Annotated in this window: 15 protein-coding genes; 10 read left to right on the top strand and 5 right to left on the bottom strand. The window is 59.9% G+C overall.

The genetic code is table 11. The features are described 5' to 3' along the window. Positions 1-1130 precede the first annotated feature (1130 nt). The 9 genes from AWB76_RS37510 (at position 1131) to AWB76_RS37470 (ending at position 9766) form a co-directional block, all read left to right on the top strand. Positions 1131-2363: a porin gene (locus tag AWB76_RS37510; protein WP_061165133.1), complete on the top strand. Its 1233-nt coding sequence runs from the start codon at positions 1131-1133 to the stop codon at positions 2361-2363. A 136-nt stretch (positions 2364-2499) separates the two neighbouring features. Further along, positions 2500-3771: an MFS transporter gene (locus AWB76_RS37505; protein WP_061165132.1), complete on the top strand. Its 1272-nt coding sequence runs from the start codon at positions 2500-2502 to the stop codon at positions 3769-3771. A gap of 54 nt (positions 3772-3825) precedes the next feature. Next, positions 3826-4653 carry a fumarylacetoacetate hydrolase family protein gene (locus tag AWB76_RS37500; RefSeq protein WP_061165131.1) on the top strand — a complete coding sequence of 276 codons (828 nt, stop codon included), beginning with the start codon at positions 3826-3828 and terminating at the stop codon, positions 4651-4653. Continuing rightward, the gene (locus AWB76_RS37495; protein ID WP_061165130.1) at positions 4643-5065 is read left to right on the top strand and encodes a nuclear transport factor 2 family protein; all 423 of its coding nucleotides are present in this window, start codon (positions 4643-4645) and stop codon (positions 5063-5065) included. Before AWB76_RS37500 ends, AWB76_RS37495 begins: the two co-directional genes overlap by 11 nt. A gap of 61 nt (positions 5066-5126) precedes the next feature. Continuing rightward, on the top strand, positions 5127-6128 hold the full coding sequence (locus AWB76_RS37490) for an ornithine cyclodeaminase family protein (protein ID WP_061165129.1): 1002 nt from the start codon (positions 5127-5129) through the stop codon (positions 6126-6128). Positions 6129-6173: 45 nt separating this feature from the next. Further along, positions 6174-7277, top strand: coding sequence for a cupin domain-containing protein (locus AWB76_RS37485; protein WP_063936447.1), 1104 nt, complete (start codon positions 6174-6176; stop codon positions 7275-7277). A gap of 85 nt (positions 7278-7362) precedes the next feature. Beyond that, on the top strand, positions 7363-8166 hold the full coding sequence (gene hpaH / locus AWB76_RS37480) for a 2-oxo-hept-4-ene-1,7-dioate hydratase (RefSeq protein WP_061165128.1): 804 nt from the start codon (positions 7363-7365) through the stop codon (positions 8164-8166). A 9-nt stretch (positions 8167-8175) separates the two neighbouring features. Next, positions 8176-8979, top strand: a complete 804-nt coding sequence (gene hpaI, locus AWB76_RS37475; RefSeq protein ID WP_061165127.1) for a 4-hydroxy-2-oxoheptanedioate aldolase — start codon at positions 8176-8178, stop codon at positions 8977-8979. A 43-nt stretch (positions 8980-9022) separates the two neighbouring features. Next, positions 9023-9766 carry an SDR family oxidoreductase gene (locus tag AWB76_RS37470; protein WP_061165126.1) on the top strand — a complete coding sequence of 248 codons (744 nt, stop codon included), beginning with the start codon at positions 9023-9025 and terminating at the stop codon, positions 9764-9766. Between the two features lie 67 nt (positions 9767-9833). On the opposite strand, the gene AWB76_RS37465 is transcribed toward AWB76_RS37470, so the two are convergent. Further along, the gene (locus tag AWB76_RS37465; RefSeq protein WP_061165125.1) at positions 9834-10763 is read right to left on the bottom strand and encodes a LysR family transcriptional regulator; all 930 of its coding nucleotides are present in this window, start codon (positions 10761-10763) and stop codon (positions 9834-9836) included. Positions 10764-10846: 83 nt separating this feature from the next. Next, positions 10847-11230, bottom strand: coding sequence for a TetR-type transcription factor C-terminal domain-containing protein (locus AWB76_RS37460; RefSeq protein WP_167357810.1), 384 nt, complete (start codon positions 11228-11230; stop codon positions 10847-10849). Between the two features lie 217 nt (positions 11231-11447). Between AWB76_RS37460 and AWB76_RS41390 the strand changes: the two genes are divergently transcribed. Beyond that, positions 11448-11945: a hypothetical protein gene (locus tag AWB76_RS41390; RefSeq protein ID WP_157696323.1), complete on the top strand. Its 498-nt coding sequence runs from the start codon at positions 11448-11450 to the stop codon at positions 11943-11945. A 449-nt stretch (positions 11946-12394) separates the two neighbouring features. Here the strand turns inward: AWB76_RS41390 and AWB76_RS37450 are convergent, their stop codons facing one another. Genes AWB76_RS37450 through AWB76_RS37440 form a run of 3 tightly spaced genes read right to left on the bottom strand, consistent with a single transcriptional unit; the run spans position 12395 to position 15734 of the window. Continuing rightward, a complete protein-coding gene (locus AWB76_RS37450) occupies positions 12395-13279 on the bottom strand; it encodes a plasmid partitioning protein RepB C-terminal domain-containing protein (RefSeq protein WP_061165134.1) in 885 nt (294 codons plus the stop codon). Next, positions 13276-14175, bottom strand: coding sequence for a plasmid partitioning protein RepB C-terminal domain-containing protein (locus tag AWB76_RS37445; RefSeq protein WP_061165123.1), 900 nt, complete (start codon positions 14173-14175; stop codon positions 13276-13278). The genes AWB76_RS37450 and AWB76_RS37445 overlap by 4 nt, the downstream gene beginning before the upstream one ends. Continuing rightward, the gene (locus AWB76_RS37440; protein WP_061165135.1) at positions 14172-15734 is read right to left on the bottom strand and encodes a recombinase family protein; all 1563 of its coding nucleotides are present in this window, start codon (positions 15732-15734) and stop codon (positions 14172-14174) included. The genes AWB76_RS37445 and AWB76_RS37440 overlap by 4 nt, the downstream gene beginning before the upstream one ends. Positions 15735-17357: the final 1623 nt, after the last annotated feature.

Raw genomic sequence — 17357 nt, 5'->3', positions numbered from 1 at the left:
CCTGAACGACACGACTGCCACGAAATATAGGCGAAGAAAGCCCCATCGCGTGTAACTGTTACTAGATTACAGTTCAGATAAATTGGTGTTCCTTCATCCCAGACGACGGTCAATCGTTAAGAAACGGGAATCGCGTGGGCGCGCGAATCGATGAGTCCAGTTGTATTTCGAGCGCTAACTTCTAGAGCGCTCGCGTGTAATTGCTGCGCCCGCATGCCTTTTCACAGGAGCTCTGCTTGGATCACGACAGACGAGGCCGTCACCCTGCAACTCAACCGCGGCACTTCCGGTCGACGGGCGCTATCACTATATTCGGCGATGAGGCCCAGAGCGGGCTCGCCCGCGAATCGGCATCTCGGGAGCGGGCAAGGAAGCCGCCCGGGAGGGGCGTGGCATCCGGATAATGTTGTATCGGCTCAACTTTACCCGGACCCTCCAAAGCGTCATCGAGTGGCCAGATGGTCGACATAACGCCATCGTGAGGCGGGGCGCATCACTATGCGTTTTGACGTTTCCTTTCAAGAACATATCGCCCGGGTCGGGGCGTTATCTACACGGTTATCCACGTAAGCTGTGGATAAGTAAGCCTCTGCGGCCTGCAACGAGGAAGCGGCTCCGGATCGCTGTATAGCGACCTCCTGGAATTTCCAGAGTCGGCCAGTTTCTGCCGCTCGAATGATCCGCAGTGCGGCCACTCGACCGACCGCTTCAGTTCAAAATGACTCGGTGGCCGTCCCTAGAAGCAGGGTTTGACTACAACTTATCGCGAACGACAGCGGGCGGGAGGCAGTAACCGCGTAGAGCTTAAAGGTGGGCGATCGGAGCCCGACGGCTATTGCTAGCAGGCGACAGCACCGATCTGATCTAGCCACGCGTCACGCATGCCATCTTTGATCCTCTCGACCTCGTGAGTCGTGCCTGAAACACCGCTCCTCGCGTTCATCCAATACACCGTCATTCGGCTCGTGCATGTCTCTCATGCGCAGGTTTCAGTGTCGAATGATTCCGTCATTCGATAGATTTGCGACGTGCGTTCGCGATTGCCGCCGCTCATCGATGCCGCGCGCAAACGCATGGAGGGATGCGCTTGTACGAGCGAAAAATCTATAAAACGATTCGGAGGAGATTGGATGAAACGGTATGTGCTGACGGCACTGATCCCTGGCGCACTCGCGCTTCCGGCACACGCGCAATCCAGCGTCACGCTCTATGGTCTTCTGGATGTCGGCATCAGTTATGCCGTCGGTTCGCAAAAAGCCGTGGTCAACGGCCGCCCCGTCGGCGGCGGCAATCAGCTCGCGATGACCGACGGCGCGTTCGGCCTGAGCGGAAGTCGGTGGGGCATCAGGGGCACCGAGGAGCTGGCTGCGGGCCTGCGGGCGATCTTCACGCTGGAAAGCGGCTTCACGCTGAACAACGGCGCGTTTGCGCAAGGCGGCAGCGAGTTCGGCCGGCAGGCTTTCGTGGGTATCGAGTCGGGGGCGGGCCGCCTCACGCTCGGACGTCAATACGATCCGCATCTCGACATCGTCGCGCCGTTCTCCGCCGCATGGCAGTTCGGCGGCTACGCGGCCACTCATCCGGGCGACGTCGATAACCTGTTGAGCACGCGCCGCCTGAACAACAGCATCAAGTACACGATGCCGAAGATCGGCGGATTGAGCGCGGAAGCACTGTACAGCGTCGGCGGAGCGGCAGGCTCGAACGCGCGCAACTCGGCGTGGTCGCTGGGCGCCGCGTACGACGGCGGAGCTATGCGCTTGGGCACTGCCTACCTTTCCGTTCGCAATCCGAATGTCGCGTTCTATGGCGCGAATCCGAACGGTGGCGGCGTTGCCGCGAACAATCTCGGCTCGCTCGGCAGCGCGACGACGCCCGAGAGCAATCCGCTCTACGCAGGCTATGCGTCGGCCAACGCCTTTGATCTGTTCGGCGCGGGCGCGTCCGTCACGTGGCAGGCCGCGACTGCCGCGTTGATCTACACGAATGTCCGCTACACGGGACTCGGCGATGTGGCCACCTCCGGCCCGAATCCGCTGGGCTACAGCGGCACCGCCGCGATCAACACGATCGAACTGAACGCGCGCTATCAGTTCGCGCCGGCTCTCCTTGCCGGCGTGATGGCAAGTCTTACGCGTTCTGCCCCGGTGGGCGGGCATGACGGCGCGTGGTACCGGCAGTTCGGTTTCGGTGCCAGTTACGCGTTGTCGAAACGCACCACGATCTACACCACCGCCGTCTATCAGCGCGCCAGCGGCATCGACTCGACAGGCAACGCCGCAGTTGCGTCGATTTCCGGTCTGACTCCTTCCGCGACGCATGCGCAGACGGCTGTGCGGGCCGACATCGCGCATCGCTTTTAGCCGCGAAACTGGCAGGCATATCAGACGCTCATTCAGCGCGTGCAGTTGGCGAATGCATACGTTTCAGTGTCGACGCGCGCGCTGATCCGCTAGATTTCACTCATTAGAAAATCGAAATCAAATCAGGAGACACACGATGGAAGGCTCGCACACGGCAATTTCGGAGCCGCTTTCCGGCGCCTCGAAGGAGACCCGGCACTCCGTTATGCGCAGCGTGATTCTGCTGCTCGCCGCCTCGCTCGGGCTGGCGGGCGGCTATACCTCTCTGTTTGCCGGCACGACGGGCGTCTTTCTGCTGCCAATCGCGTCCTCGCTCGGCTCCGGCCGGGCGGTCGCGTCCACGTGCCTCGCCATGGCGTCGCTGGGACTCGCCGTGGGCGCGCCGATCGCCGGCAAGCTGATGGACCGCTACGGCGCGTATCGCGTGATCGCCGTGTCGCTCGCGCTGATCGTGGCCAGCTTCCTGTCGATCCAGCTTGGTCCTTCGACCCCGACGCTGCTCGGATTCAAGACCTTCGTGATCGGATTGCTCGGCGTCGCGACTTCGCCGGTCGGCTACCTTCCGATCCTGGCACGCTCCTTCGAGCGCAGAACCGGATTCGCGTTCGGGGTCGCATCGATCGGCGCCGGCGTGGGCGCAGCGTCCGCGCCTTGGGTCGCGCGCTGGGCCATGACCCGCTACGGGTGGGAGCAGGCCTATGCCGTCCTGGGCGTGGTCGCCGCGGTGATGGGTATCGTAGCGCTGCTGCTCCTGCGAGTCGACAGCCAGGTGACGCGCCCGATTCCGGCTGCTTCACGCGCCGGCAAGCACGGCCCGTCGAAGCCGTTGCGCGAGTCGCTGGCGGAGCCTCGCTTCTGGGTCATCAGCATCAGCATTGCCATCGTTGCCGCGGTCGGGCTGGGAAGTATCGTGCACATTCCGGCCTTGCTGACCGACAAGGGCCTGTCGGCGGAGAAAGCCGTGGCCGGCGCCGCGTTCTCGGCGATCGGACTCACCATCGGCAGATTCGGCGCGGGCGTGTTGCTGGACATGGTTTCAGCGCGCGTCGTGGCGTGTGGCGCGTTCCTGCTGGGCGCAGTCGGCGCGCTCATCCTCGCGATCTCCTCGCACAATCCGCCGTACGCGTTGCTGGCGACAGGCGCTGCACTGACCGGCATGCTCGTGGGCGCGGAGGGCGATTTGATGCCTTTTCTCGTGAAGCGATACTTTGGCCTCGGTTCGTTCGGCTCCGTGTACGGCGTGATGATCTCGCTGTTTTGTCTTGGCACGCTGGGCGGGCCAATTCTCTTCGGCGTTGCGTTTGACCGCTTGCAAAGCTATACGCCGGTGATGATGTTCGCAGCGGCCGCGTGCGTTGCGAGCGCAATCGCGATCACCTTGATCGGGCCTTATCGATATCCGCGTTGATTGTCGCGACGCACGTATTGACACGCAAATGAATTTTTTAAAGGAAAGGGCGAGATGAAGATTGTTCGTTTCGAACAGGCAGCACACCAGCGATGGGGTGTTCTCGATGACGCCTGGATCACATCTATCGACGGCGCCGACACATTCGAGCAGGCGCTGGCTCGCGCTCAGGGCGCCGATGGCGGGCGCGTGCCGCTCTCCGCCGTGAGCCTTCTGTCGCCGGTGCAGAGCGACGCGAAGATCATTTGCGCGGGCTTGAACTACCGTGCACATCTGCTGGAAATGAAGCGTACCTTTCCCGAGCATCCTTCGATCTTCGTTCGGTTTGCGGATTCGCTCGTCGGACATGACGCGCCGGTCGTTCGTCCTTTCAATTCCGATTGCTTCGACTACGAAGCAGAACTGGCGGTCGTCATCGGCAAACCGGCGCGGCATGTAAGCGTCGATGACGCACTCGACTACGTCGCCGGATACACATGCATGGCGGAAAACTCGGTGCGCGATTTTCAGCAGCACAACACGCAGGCTACGCCCGGCAAGAACTTCGAACACTCGGGCGCGCTCGGACCGTGGATCGTCACCGCCGACGAGATACCCGACCCCGGCAGGCTGGTGCTGATCGGCCGACTCAACGGCCAAGAAGTGCAGCGTTCCGGCACCGACGATCTGATCTTCAGCGTGCCGCAGCTCATTGCCTACCTCAGCTCTTTTACGACGCTGAATGCCGGCGACGTCATCGGCACCGGCACGCCCGAAGGCGTAGGCATGACCCGGAAGCCGCCTCGCTATCTGCGGGAAGGCGATGTCTTCGAGGTCGACGTGTCGGGCATCGGCACGCTTGCGAACACGGTGGCCAACGAACGGAGGAGACATGTCGAATGAAGCGAATCTTGCAGCGTCGATGGCCTGCACGGCAACCGTCTTCGAGTTCTTCCGCTGCCTCGACGAACGAACGCACGAAAAGGCGCTGTCGCTGTTCGCGCCGGATGGCGTGTGGTATCGCAACGGCGACGAACTGCGTGGCCGGGAGAGCATCGGCGAGGCGCTCGCCGCGCGTCCGGACAGCCGGCGAACCTTCCATGCGGTATGCAATCCGCTGGTTTCCCTTGCCGACGCCAACCACGCCGAAGTGCGCTTCTTCCTGATGGCATTCGAAGCGCAGCGCACCGACGCGGCCAGTGCGTCGCCGATGACGCCTTCCGCGGTGCGTCGATGCGTCGACACGCTGACCTTCGACGGCCAGCGCTGGCTGATCGCGAGCAAATCGAGCGAACGTCACCTTCCGTTCGTCTGATTTTGCCTGGCCGGTCAGGAAATTTCGCTCCATATTCCAATCACATTCGATAGGATAACTAATGACGCAAGAGGCAATCTGGATCACGGAATCCGATGTGTCGAAGCTGGTGCCGCTCGACGACGCCATCGACGCCCTGGAGAACAGCCTGGGCGAAATCGCCGACGACACGGCGTTCAACGTGCCCAAGGCGATCGGCGATATCGGCAATGGCGGTTCCATGCACGCGCTCGGCTCGGCGTCGCTGCGCGAGGGCGTGTGCGGTTTCAAGACCTGGGTTCATACCGCCAACGGCGCGAAAGCGGTGTTCTCGTTGTTCAGCACCGAAAACGGACGACTGCTCGCCATGCTCGAAGCGAACACACTCGGTCAGATCCGGACGTCCGCGATGACCGCGGTCGGCACGCGCTGGATGGCCGCTAGGCATGCAAGCGACATGGCGATCATCGGCAGCGGACGTCAGGCGCTCGCGCAGATTTTCGCTGTCAACGCGGTACGGCCGCTCGCGCGGTTGCGCATCTGGAGTCCGACGCCGGAAAAGCGTCACGCGTTCTTCGAGAGGGTTGCGGCCAGTCTCGGCTCCACGCAGGTGGTCGAGGCGGCGTCGCTCGAAGAAGCCGTAGACGCCGCCGAAATCGTGACGCTGGTCACGCGGGCGACGCAGCCGTTCTTCGACGCGCGACTGCTCGCGCCCAACGCTCACCTGAACGCGGTGGGCGCGATCCTGCCGCACAACGCGGAGTTCTTCCCCGACGTGTTCGAGCGCGCTGGCGCGATCGTGGTCGACAACCTCGTGAACACGCAGAAGGCATCGCGCGAGTTCATGGATTTCTTCGGGCCGGCGGATGAAGGCTGGAAACAAGTGCAGACCTTGCCCGACGTCATCCGGCGCGGTCTGGAGAAGAGGGGCACCGGCGACATCACGCTCTTCAAGGCCATGGGCATGGGCATCTCGGACCTGGCCGTCGCCAAGCTCGCCTATGAGCGCGCCGTGACGGGGCACGGCCCCGAGATGCGTCTGCCCCTCAGCGGTCCAGCGCCGATTCGCTGGTCACGTAACTGACCGGCTCTTACACCAGGACAAGTTTTGGTTTTTTCGGAGAAAGCAATGAGCGAACCCACATTCAAGATGCTGGACGGCCGCGCCGCGGCGCCGTTTCCGATTACACCCTGGCAACCGCTGCTGGTGCCGCGCGAAGAGATCGAGCGGGAAATTTGCCGCCTGAGCGAGATGCCGTTGCCGGAGGACGGCCGGCGCGCGACGTTAATCGTTCATCCGTCGTGCACGGATGGGTCGATGGGCTTCGCGCCGGGCATCGACGTCACGATCAGCGTGCTCAACCCCGGTGAAGAGACGCGTGCGTTGATGCGCAACTCCAATCAGATTGAGTTCTGCATTCGCGGCTCGGGCAGCGTCAGGGTGGGCGCAGAGGAACAGCAGTTGAGCAAATGGGGCACGCTCACGATCCCCTCGATGCAGGCGTATTCGCACAAGAACACCGGCGACGAGGTCTGGGTTCGCCTCACGTATTCCAACGCGCCGCTGCTGCGCAAGTTGGCCGTGCACTGGATCAATTACGCCGACTCCGTTGTCGAGCGCAACATCGAGACCTCGTCCACCGGACTCGACCACAGCTATAACCGCAACAATGCGCCGGACCGGCAGATCTCGGACTCAGGCGCGCGCTTGCGCGGATACGAGTTTCTGACGGATATCGAAGTGGTACGCAACCGGCCGCTCGTCTGGCCGTGGGAAGCCGTCGCCGACATGCTGACGATGAAGGACGGGGACGCGAAGCGCAACATCATTCTGCTCTATAACCCGGCCACGGAACGGCGCAACGGCACGACGCACTCGTTCTTCGCGACCGTCTTCTCGCATCCGGTGGGTAAGCCGGTGCGCAAGGTTGGCCGCGGCCACAAGCACAGTTCGGTGGCGATCAACTATCACTTCACGGGGCATGGACGAAGCATCGTGGATGGTGTCGAGATTCCATGGAGAGCGGGCGATCTGCTGCTCTCGGGACCGTCGTGGTCGGAGCACGCTCACTACTACGACGACGAGGCGACGTTCGTCCTCACGATTCAGGATCATCCGCTGCACATCGGTATGGAATCGCTGATCTGGCAGGAGCGCATGGACGGTCCCATTCTGAATCTCGGCTCGGAGGCGGGGCAGACCGGGTATGTCGGCCCGCGCATGGCGGGCTGATTCGTCGCGACGTCCTTCCGCTGCCGGCTTGTCCGCCATGCAGCGGTGCAATGTCTCCTTTCCGATACCTATAGAAGGTCGATCCATGCTTCCGCAAGACACCGTGGTGCAGCTGGCCCGCCAGTTGTACGAGGCGCGCAGGACGCGCGTGCAGTTGCCGCACTTCAGCAGGCATTATCCGCAGATGACCGTCGATGACGGATATGCGATCCAGCGCGCCTGGGTCGCGCTCGAAATCGCGGACGGCCGCAAGATCAGGGGGCGGAAGATCGGTCTTACGTCACGCGCGATGCAGCAGGCAAGCCAGATCACCGAACCCGATTTCGCGCCCTTGATGGACGACATGTTCTTCGAGGGCGGGGCCGATATACCGTTCGACCGCTTCATCGCGCCGCGTGTCGAAGTGGAGCTGGCTTTCGTGATGAACCGTCCGCTGAAGGGCCCGGGTGTCACGCTGTTCGACGTACTCTCCGCGGCGAGCTACGTCGTGCCGGCGCTCGAGATCATCGACGCGCGAATCGAACAGCGCGACAGCGAAACGGGCGCGATGCGCCGGGTCTGCGACACCATCAGCGACTTCGCGGCGAACGCCGGCATCGTGCTCGGCGGGCGTCCGATGAACCCGCTGGAGATCGATCTTCGCTGGATCGGCGCAATGCTGTACAAGAACGGCGTGATCGAGGAAACCGGGCTGGCGGCGGGCGTGCTGAATCATCCGGCCAACGGGGCGGCGTGGCTCGCGAACAAGATCGCGCCCTACGACGAGCAAATCGAGGCAGGGGACATCGTGCTGGCGGGTTCCTTCACGCGCCCTTGCTTCGGCGCCCTCGGCGACAGCTTCCATGCCGATTACGGCCCGCTCGGCGCGATCTCCTTCCGGTTCAACTAAGGACGCGCCGTGCAGATTCTGAAGAATCGATTCAGACGGGCGCTGCAGGCGGGCGAGCGGCAGATCGGGCTGTGGGTGGGGCTCGCCGATGCCAATGCGGCCGAGCTGCTCGCCGGGACCGGCTTCGACTGGCTCTTGCTCGACAACGAGCACGCGCCCAACGACGTACGGACGACGCTGGACCAACTGCGCGCAATCGAGCCCTATCCTTCCCACGCGATCGTTCGTCCGGTGCGCGCGGAGGTGTCGCTCGTCAAGCAATACCTCGACATCGGCGCACAGACGCTTCTCATCCCGATGATCAACACCGCGGAGGAGGCGCGTCTCATGGTGCAGGCGACGCGCTACCCGCCGGAAGGCGTACGCGGTCTCGGTGCCGCGCTGGCGAGGGCGTCGCGCTGGAATCAGGTCGACGACTACCTGAACCGGGCCAATGACGAGGTGGCGTTGCTGGTGCAGGCCGAGACGCGTCAGGCCATGCGCAATCTGATGGAGATCGCGTCCACCGATGGCGTCGACGGCGTGTTTTTCGGACCGTCCGATCTCTCGGCGGACATGGGACTTCGCGGGCAGGCCAATCACGCCGACGTGCGCCAGGCGATCATCGAGGGAATAGCGATCGTGAGGCGCGCGGGAAAGGCGGCCGGCGTGCTGGTGACGGATCGCAAGCTCGCGCAGGAGTATCTGGCGGCGGGCGCCCAGTTCGTTGCGGTCGGCGTCGACACGAGCCTGCTCGTGCGCGCGTCAAGGGAGCTCGCGCATAGCTTCGGTGACGCGAGCTCGCTCTGGCCCGAGAGCGACGGCGCCTACTAGACGACGCGATGAAAGCGCGCGTGAAACATGACAAGGAAGTCAGATGAACGATAACGATCTCTTCGTGATTACCGGCGGCAGCCGCGGCATTGGCGCCGCGATCGCTCGTCACGCCGCGAAGACGCATCCTGTGGTGATCCTGTACCGCGACAACGCCGAAGCGGCTCAATGCGTCGTTGAGGCAATCGACTCGCAAGGCGGCAAGGCGTGGGCGATCCGGGCGGACATCGGCGACGAGCAGGCGACACTCGGCGCGTTCCGGAAGATCGACGAACTTGGCCGCATCGGCGTGCTTGTGAACAATGCGGGCGTCACGGGCGGCATGTCCCGACTGGCCGATCTCCGCAGCGAGGATCTCGCACGGGTATTCGGCGTCAACGTGCTCGGCGCGTTCATCGCGACGCGTGAGGCGGTCCGGCGCATGTCGACCGCGCGAGGCGGCACGGGCGGCGTCGTCATCAACATGTCTTCCGGGGCGTCGGTGCTGGGTGCGCCCGATGCGTGGGTGCATTACGCGGCCACCAAGGGCGCGCTGGACACGATGACTATCGGCCTGTCGAAAGAACTGGCGGGCGAAGGCATTCGCGTCAATGCGGTTCGGCCGGGCGTCATCGGCACCGAGTTGCACCTGCAGCGTACGCCGGATGCGCTCGAGCGCTTCGCGAACACGATTCCGATGGGGCGCATGGGCACCGCGAATGAGGTCGCCGAGGCGGTGATATGGCTGGCGTCGCCCGCTGCGTCCTATGTCACGGGCTGTCTGATGGACGTGCGAGGCGGTCTCTGACCTGACGATAGGCTCCATCGTGCAGGCTTCGCGGCCGCGCCCGAAGCCTCCCGATCAACGCGTCTGTTCAATGCTCGGTGAGTACCGCGACGGACTGTTCGTACGACTTGAACAAGGAAAGAAACGTCTCGCGCAGCCACGCGTGAGCCGGATCGGAATCGAAGCGTGTGTGCCAGTACATGCGCACGTCGAAGAACGGGCAGGGGAAGGGAACGTCGTAGACGTCGAGCGACATGCTGCGCTGAAAGTGACCGGCGACACGCGATGGCACCGTGGCGAGCAGATCGGACTGCGCGATCACGCTCGGCAGGGCGAAATAGTTCGGCATGCGCATGACCACCGTTCGCCGGATGTTGAGGTCCTCGAACGCGGACTCGACCGGGTCGTCCAGTTGCCTGATGGCGACATGCGATCCCGACTGAAAGTCCTCGAGCGTGAGCGTTTTGTCGCCGGCCGCATTATCCCGCTTGCGTGTCACGACCACGCATTGATCACGAAACACATCGGTATGCCGGATGGTTTGCCGGGTCATGTTCAAATGACCCACGACCAGATCCACTTCGCGCCCCACCAGCATCTGTTCATAGCTTGCACGCGGCGCCTGGAAGATCGCGAGCTTCACCTTGGGCGCGATCTCGTTGAGGCGACTGAGCAGACGTGGAATGAACAGAATCTCGCCCACGTCCGAAAGCAGCAGACGAAATTCCCGGGCGCATTCGTCAGGCTGGAACTCGATGGAGTCCAGCAGAGAATCCTGAATGGTGGCGAGCGCGGTGCGGATGGGTTCCGCGAGGCGCTCGCAACGAGCCGTCGGTTCGAGGCCCGTCGATGTTCTAATGAACAGCCTGTCGCCGATCGCTTCGCGCAGGCGTCCGAGCGCGTGGCTCACCGCGGGTTGACTGAGATGGACTTCGCGTGCGACTTCCGACAAGTTCCGCAGACGGTAGACCGAGTCGAAGATCTTGAGCAGATTGAGGTCCAGGCGGTTTATATCCATGAGTTCTGTCAGTAGTGCGCTGGCCCGCCGAGTGGGTGGCACTCGGACCGGGGTGCGCCGAGGAATCGTTTCCCGTCGAACAGTCAGCGAGGCTCCGAAAAGCCGCCGCCCGACGTGCGACGCCGTTCCAGTATGTCGATATCGTCGCGCAGGAATCGAATCACTTTGGAGGCGCTCGGCTCTCGCAACTGCCTTTCGTTTTCCGTTTGCAACGAGTGCAAGGCCATGTCGCCAATCTGCTCCGAGACCTGTTCGAGAGAGCGCGGGCCAGTGGGCGAAAACCACCATGCGCTCCAGTTGCACATGCCGATGATCGAGAACGCCGCGACCTTCGCGTCCAGCTCGCGGAACTCTCCCTGCTCGATGCCGAATTCTACGCATTTCCTGCGTCCGATGACGCGAGTTTCGTGAACGGCTCGGCAATTGAAGTCTCGGGTGGGCTCGCTTTCTAGTAAGCCTGACTGCATTCGGTCCACTTGCCGCGCTGACAAAGGGCGCACAACCGACGCTCGGGTCCGGTGTCAGCAAAGCTTGAGATAACCACTGGTGGACAATGGTCGCGCAAGCGGGCAAGGCCGAGGGGGTCTTGCCGGCCGCCTAAAGGAGCGCAATGACCGCTATATTTTGGAAAGGGCCGCCTTAGCAGCGTCAGCGCCTATGGCTGCTGAGGGTCGGGAGTTCGCGTTGACGACCGGCCGTTATCCGGCAGCCAAGTCCGGGTGGCCGCTTTGCGGCGACGAGTTCGTGGCTCGGATGGGCTCACCCCGACCCGTTGCCGCCGTTCGCCAATCGGACGCCTTGTTGGCCGGCATTGTCAGCGGAGCGGACGTTCGAAGACCCGATGCATCGGTGCTTCAATGCGAGATCCGCCCACGTCGAACTTTGTTAGCCAGCAACGCGTCCGAAGCGATCAGAAACTTTGGGGCGGCCCGCGACAAGGTTCGCGTTCGTATGCGAGCGCTTTGCGCGCGAAAATTCGGCACGTTTCTCGACGCTGACGTGGCAATCCGCATTCGCCCCAAAATTCCGATCGACGATTTCCTGAACCTCGCAACTGCTGAGTCTTCCCTTGGTGCGCGCGTCGTCGTCCGCGAAACGCTGCATTTCAAACTCGAACGTAGATCGACTTTGCAGAATGCCGTAACCTCTCTGCTAAAGCGGCGAAGCCAGCCGGCCGTCTGATGGCTGGCGCGCCGTACCTCAATGCCAGTTCCTGTGCGATGGTCATGCGCGAATTCAACGTTCAATTTGACACCGACGACACCCGGGTCCACTGCGTCTGCTACCTAGTTTGTGCAACGCTAGTGTCGTACGGACTGACGCAAACATGGTCACTTCCCCACTTAGTCGAATCTACGCGCCTGTGGCAGGCACGATCGACAACATCCTTTGACTGGCTGACCCGCATTCAGCTCGGCCAACTCGCATTGAAACTCTGCAGACAACACGTCAAACAACGGCGACGCTGCCTCCAAGTCGAAAATGTTTTCACTGAAACACTTGCGTTGGATTTAACGAGCGCCGACGTGGGTGAGTTGTGGGCACGCTGTCGTGACGCGATCCGACCGCAATAGTAATGATAAGGGCACGCATAAAGAACAATGACCGGCCCATTCGCGGGCCACGCACGTTTACGCTTGCTCAAGCGATACCGACTCTAGGATCAGCTCGAATTCCTTGACCAAGTCTGGATGATGAGTTAACAGATACCGCATTATTCCTTCATTCTCGAGCAGTTTTGCCAGGTAACCGCGAGCCAGCACCAGGTTCAATACGTCCTGCCCGAAACTCTGTTCTGCGAGCTTATACCTGCTTTGCAGATTGCTCATTTCGCGCTCCATCTTCGCGATTTGCTCCTCGCTCGCCATAACGCGGCGAGGACGTCGCTTCCCTTCGACCAGCCGATCGGTCGGAGTCGCGGCCAGCAGAGCTTCTGCATAGGCAGCAGTAATATTGTTTGCAGCTAGCATGAGCTCAATGCACTCCACCTGTCGCGTTGGCTTCATTCTCCGAATCACGCGGGAGAGGCTTGGAGAAAATTGTTGGTCTTTGAGAAGGTCGATCGCCTCAGGACAGATTCCGTCCAACAAGGTCGCCTTGCTGATAATATGAGACAGATTGACGCCAAGTGCCTTAGCTAAGCGCTCGGGCGACGCACCTCTCTCCATCGCTCGTCTAATCATGTAATGTTCTTGTAGGGCAGATAGCCGATTCACCCGATTGTTATAGGTGTAACCTTCGTCATCGGTTGATACCAAACACGCCGCATGGGAAATACCAAGCGTTCGCAACGCTATAAGTCGCAGATGCCCGTCTAAAAGAACGAAGCCACCGAGGTTCTTGTCCTCGGGCATGACTGACAGCGGCTCAATGAGGCCGACCTCTTGGATTGATGAGACAATCTGCTTGAACTTCCTTGAATTTGCAAGTCCAGCACTTGGCTGTCTCGAAGGTAAGACCGATTCTAACGGAGCACTTATCGGCTCCGGAATGAAACCCAGTTGAATTCGGCTCATGCTGCACTCCCGGGCCACACTCGGTCTGCCAAGTATTTGGGTAAAGAACTGATTGCTTCAGCGCGCAACAGATTCACAAAATTCTCTTCCGCGAATAGTTGACGCAGCGCTCCGACAATGAAAAGCAGTCGCTGCTGCGTGAAGTCTGCCTTTCTCACGAGCGCCTTCTGGCGTTTTGCCTCGTTTTGATACGTTCTGACTAGTCCACTCGCCGTCAGCGACGATCTTTTTCCTGGGGGTTTATGAACAATGGACCTACCGAGTAATTGCCGCTTCTCAATCACATGACGAGCTCGGACTAGTTGCCTTCCGCGAAGCTGCCCGTTCTCGTATGCTTCCTGAAGCGCACTTTGGACAGCGTTATCATCGTCGCCCGCACGGACGATCGACAGCGCAGCATTCAGCGGAATCGCGCCACTCTCCACCGATATGAGCAGCCGCTCCTCGCCGTACTTGAGCAATGTCAAGATTCCCTGGATGTAGGATGCAGTTAAACCCGTTTTTTCGGAGATCGCTTTCGCTGCATATCCTCTTTCAGCCAATTGTCGGATACCGAAAAGAAGTTCAAGTGGACGGTATTGGCGACGCGCGATGTTTTCCGCAAGACTCATGATAAGCGCGTCCTCATCGTCGACATCGACCACTAGAGCAGGAATCTCGCGCTCTCCCAACGAGGTGAACGCGGTCAGGCGTCCCTCCCCACAAATGAGAATGAAGCGCTCAGTGCCGTCTGATGCAATCCGTGACGTAACAACGATCGGCTTCTTGAGTCCAATTGCCTGAATGTTCCCGACGATTTCTTCGAATATCCGACTGTTACGCTCACGGTGATTGATTATCTCGATCCGGTCGATCGGGATTGCCCGAATTTCGAGTGGATGCACGCATGTATTCATGCTACTCTCCGTAGGCGCGCACGTTCAGCCATGCGATAAAGATAATCGAGTGTATCGAAGCGATACGTTTCGAGCTCCACGGAGTTTCGTTCGGTTAGTTGGATGTCGCGTTGTCCAAAGTCAACCCGCGGCAGTAGATAATAGTCGTGTGGTGTTTCGTTCCCGTCTTTCATTCTTACGGCAACCGTTATGTCGGGAAGCAAGCTTGCATCGAATCGAACTTTCCATCTACGTTTCGCCAAGCCTATGTGCTGACAACGCGCCAAGACAATCGAAACGGTGAATTCTCGATTGATGTACAGCACATCGGTGGCAGGATCCCGTACAGTCTCGCCGCCAATCTCGGCGATCAATCGCTCCGTTTCATTTACTATCTCCGGATGCAGTTTGCGAAGAAGTCGGTTTATCTCAACGTATTGATAGTCTCGGTCCGGCGTGAACCCTACCGCTTGATACGCTCTAACTAGACTGCCAAAACGGTAAGAGTAGACAGAAGAAGACGGCATTCCTTCGGTTTCATCAATCACTATTCCAGAAAGAAAGCCGCGTGATTGATAGAGTTCCCTTAGACGCTCCAACAATTCGTCGCTAGAGTACCGATGCGCACGGGCTCGCATGATTCCTTGAGCTACGTAGAATATGTCTGGTGACAACACCGGCTTAAACGCCCCGTCTTTCCTGATCCACATTTCGGGCGGATTGGCCACCCTAAGCTTTTTGAGTTTAAATGAAACCCTGTTGTAGATATTGTTGCCGATATACTTTTCATTGGTGAGGACCTCGTGTACCGTGGCCCTGCTCCACACACGATCGAGATCGGTCCGGACATTCATCGAGTTCAATCTCGCCGCGATATGGGCTTCGGACAGAGATTCCTCGATGAACCACTGATAGATCAAGCGAACGATTCCAGTCTCGCTTTCAGGGCCTGGCATCAAGACGACACGGTCGGTCTGCAAGCTCTTACGTTCGCCGCGTGCAAGTTCCGACTTGACCAGTCCACCTTGGTCGAGGAGAACTCTTCTTAGGCCGAAGCCGGCCGGCCCTCCTTGTCGAAAGCCGAGCTCGATCAATCGACATTGACCGGCGAACACTTTCGTTGACAACTCCCGACTGTACTCTCCGGCCATGGCCCTCTTGACACCTTTGACGATGGTCGATACAGGAGATCCGTCGTTCTCGAATTGTTCGGCACAGTAAACAACATTGATGCCAGCGCGTCTGCACACATACTCGTAATAGGCACTCTCATCTGCATCTTGAAAGCGTCCCCAGCGGCTGACGTCGTATACGAGTATCACTTGGAAGTCGGCAGCGCGTGTTTCCACGTCATAGATCAGTCGCTGCAGTGCTGCGCGCCCGTCTAACCTAAGACCGCTCTTGCCCTCGTCTGCATAGGTCGCAACGATCTTGAGACGATGCTGATTTGCGTAGTCTCGAATCTTCGATCGCTGGTTCTCTGTCGAATACTGCTGGTGTTCGGTCGACATGCGAACATACTCGGCAGCTCTTGTGTGGGGGCCGCCTTCAAACACCGTTGGTTTAGAATCGCCTGCCATTCTTGCCACCAGTCCGATGACCCGCTTCATGTGTGCCGTAGAGTTCGTCCGAGCGAACTGTTAATTGACGCCCTACGGACCCGAGCGCCTCGCGTCGGACTCAGAGTAACAGCGCGTAACGTTAGCCGGCACGAGTCATCTATTTACAATCTATCCGCAAGAGGTCCCTCCGTGGCCTTCAGCACTGTGAGTTGAACGATCCACGCGTTCATCTTTGAACGCAACGAGTTGGAGACGGCCGTCAATATGTAGGTGCCCGATCGTAAGTCGGAGTCGAGCGCCCACACGTCCATCTTTGCGCCGGCACGATCTGATGTGCGCTTCTTCTGTTTCTCACGGTTGCGAACGACATATAACGGATTTTTCTGCCGATAAGACTTCCAATAATCGGGATTGCGCGCTCGCCAGTCTGCACTAGCCCGCAGCTGATTCTCCCGATAGTCGCTGTCAGACCGCAGGCGCTCTTTCTGCCAGAGCCTTCGCCGCGTGAGCTGACGTTCGTGACTGGAGCAGTACCGCTGATTGGGGGATTGCGGCCGTACTTTGAATCGTCCTTTGCAACTCCTGCAGCGACGGAAGACATCCATTTTTCGCTCCCAGAGTCAGATTCATGCGCTTGGACTCGGGCCGATGGACCAACTACGCGTTTAGCGGCCGGACGTGGTGCTGGCTCACTTGCCAACAGATTTCTGACTGGCAAACTTCGAAAACCGTGAGATTTCGTCTGCACCTAAGTTCAAGATCCTTCCCGCGTGTGGTTTTGCCCAGGATGCGACATGCTAATCCACAAGATGATCTGGTCTTTCTACCACCAAGCTTTTGAAGACCTTCGACAACGGTGCAGCCGTGGTCGCACCAGCGGCGCGAACGGCCGCTCTGAACGATATTCCAGCCCTATGGATGTCAGCTTCTAAGGATTCTTCGAGGACCGCTTTTGGCCGATCGGGTGAGTTCACTACCGGCCGTTTACCAGCGTTCCGGTTGGCTGGACATCGATTCCACTAAATGGCTGGTTGGGAGGAAGCTGTCTGACCAGGTTGAGTCGTTTCCAGGCCTTCCGAATTCATTAAGGCTCCGGCTAGGGCAGGCGCGCGACGATGCTAGCGGCCATTGGTGCACCCGTCTTTCAAGCTACGCTCAAGGCCAGCGCTATCGGTAGCCTGACCGCAACTGCATAAACACACTCAGTCTGTAGGCGGGTTGGTAGGCGGGTATAAGAGTATAAGGCGCACGAAGCCTTATAAACAAAGAGTTAATGGCGGACCCTCTCTCCGCCAAGACACACCAGAAAATCCCGTATAGTCAATGACTTACGGGATTTTTGTTTTGGCGACCCACAAAATGACCCACATCTCTGCGTTCGGCCTCGGCATGACTGTTTCGCAGAGCGTATCGACAATTTATGACGCAATCTTTGAAATTGCTGATGCGGGGAGATCGGCGTGTGTCATAGTCCATCGCATGGTGATGTCGGAAGCAGGTTTGGCGACCTGCAAGCGTGTCTATCACGCAACGCCCGGTCTTACAGATAAGCGTGTTGCTCAAGTGTATGCGGTCCTTCAGGGACGCCCTAGCAATGGACGAGTGATTCTCTGATGCTACCTGTCCACGTGGACAGCTGGG

The sequence above is a fragment of the Caballeronia temeraria genome, from assembly GCF_001544795.2.
GTDB lineage: Bacteria > Pseudomonadota > Gammaproteobacteria > Burkholderiales > Burkholderiaceae > Caballeronia > Caballeronia temeraria.
The sequence above is the reverse complement of the archived record's forward strand: the minus strand, read 5'-3'. Positions and strand labels throughout refer to the sequence as shown.

Bases quoted from the DNA above. Each gene is read 5' to 3' on its own strand.
- AWB76_RS37500 (WP_061165131.1), top strand. From the start codon at position 3,826: ATGAAGATTGTTCGTTTCGAACAGGCAGCACACCAGCGATGGGGTGTT.
- AWB76_RS37510 (WP_061165133.1), top strand. From the start codon at position 1,131: ATGAAACGGTATGTGCTGACGGCACTGATCCCTGGCGCACTCGCGCTT.
- AWB76_RS37470 (WP_061165126.1), top strand. From the start codon at position 9,023: ATGAACGATAACGATCTCTTCGTGATTACCGGCGGCAGCCGCGGCATT.
- AWB76_RS37490 (WP_061165129.1), top strand. From the start codon at position 5,127: ATGACGCAAGAGGCAATCTGGATCACGGAATCCGATGTGTCGAAGCTG.
- AWB76_RS37445 (WP_061165123.1), bottom strand. From the start codon at position 14,175: ATGAATACATGCGTGCATCCACTCGAAATTCGGGCAATCCCGATCGAC.
- AWB76_RS37465 (WP_061165125.1), bottom strand. From the start codon at position 10,763: ATGGATATAAACCGCCTGGACCTCAATCTGCTCAAGATCTTCGACTCG.
- AWB76_RS37495 (WP_061165130.1), top strand. From the start codon at position 4,643: ATGTCGAATGAAGCGAATCTTGCAGCGTCGATGGCCTGCACGGCAACC.
- AWB76_RS37440 (WP_061165135.1), bottom strand. From the start codon at position 15,734: ATGGCAGGCGATTCTAAACCAACGGTGTTTGAAGGCGGCCCCCACACA.
- AWB76_RS37460 (WP_167357810.1), bottom strand. From the start codon at position 11,230: ATGCAGTCAGGCTTACTAGAAAGCGAGCCCACCCGAGACTTCAATTGC.
- hpaH (WP_061165128.1), top strand. From the start codon at position 7,363: ATGCTTCCGCAAGACACCGTGGTGCAGCTGGCCCGCCAGTTGTACGAG.
- AWB76_RS37450 (WP_061165134.1), bottom strand. From the start codon at position 13,279: ATGAGCCGAATTCAACTGGGTTTCATTCCGGAGCCGATAAGTGCTCCG.
- AWB76_RS37505 (WP_061165132.1), top strand. From the start codon at position 2,500: ATGGAAGGCTCGCACACGGCAATTTCGGAGCCGCTTTCCGGCGCCTCG.
- AWB76_RS37485 (WP_063936447.1), top strand. From the start codon at position 6,174: ATGAGCGAACCCACATTCAAGATGCTGGACGGCCGCGCCGCGGCGCCG.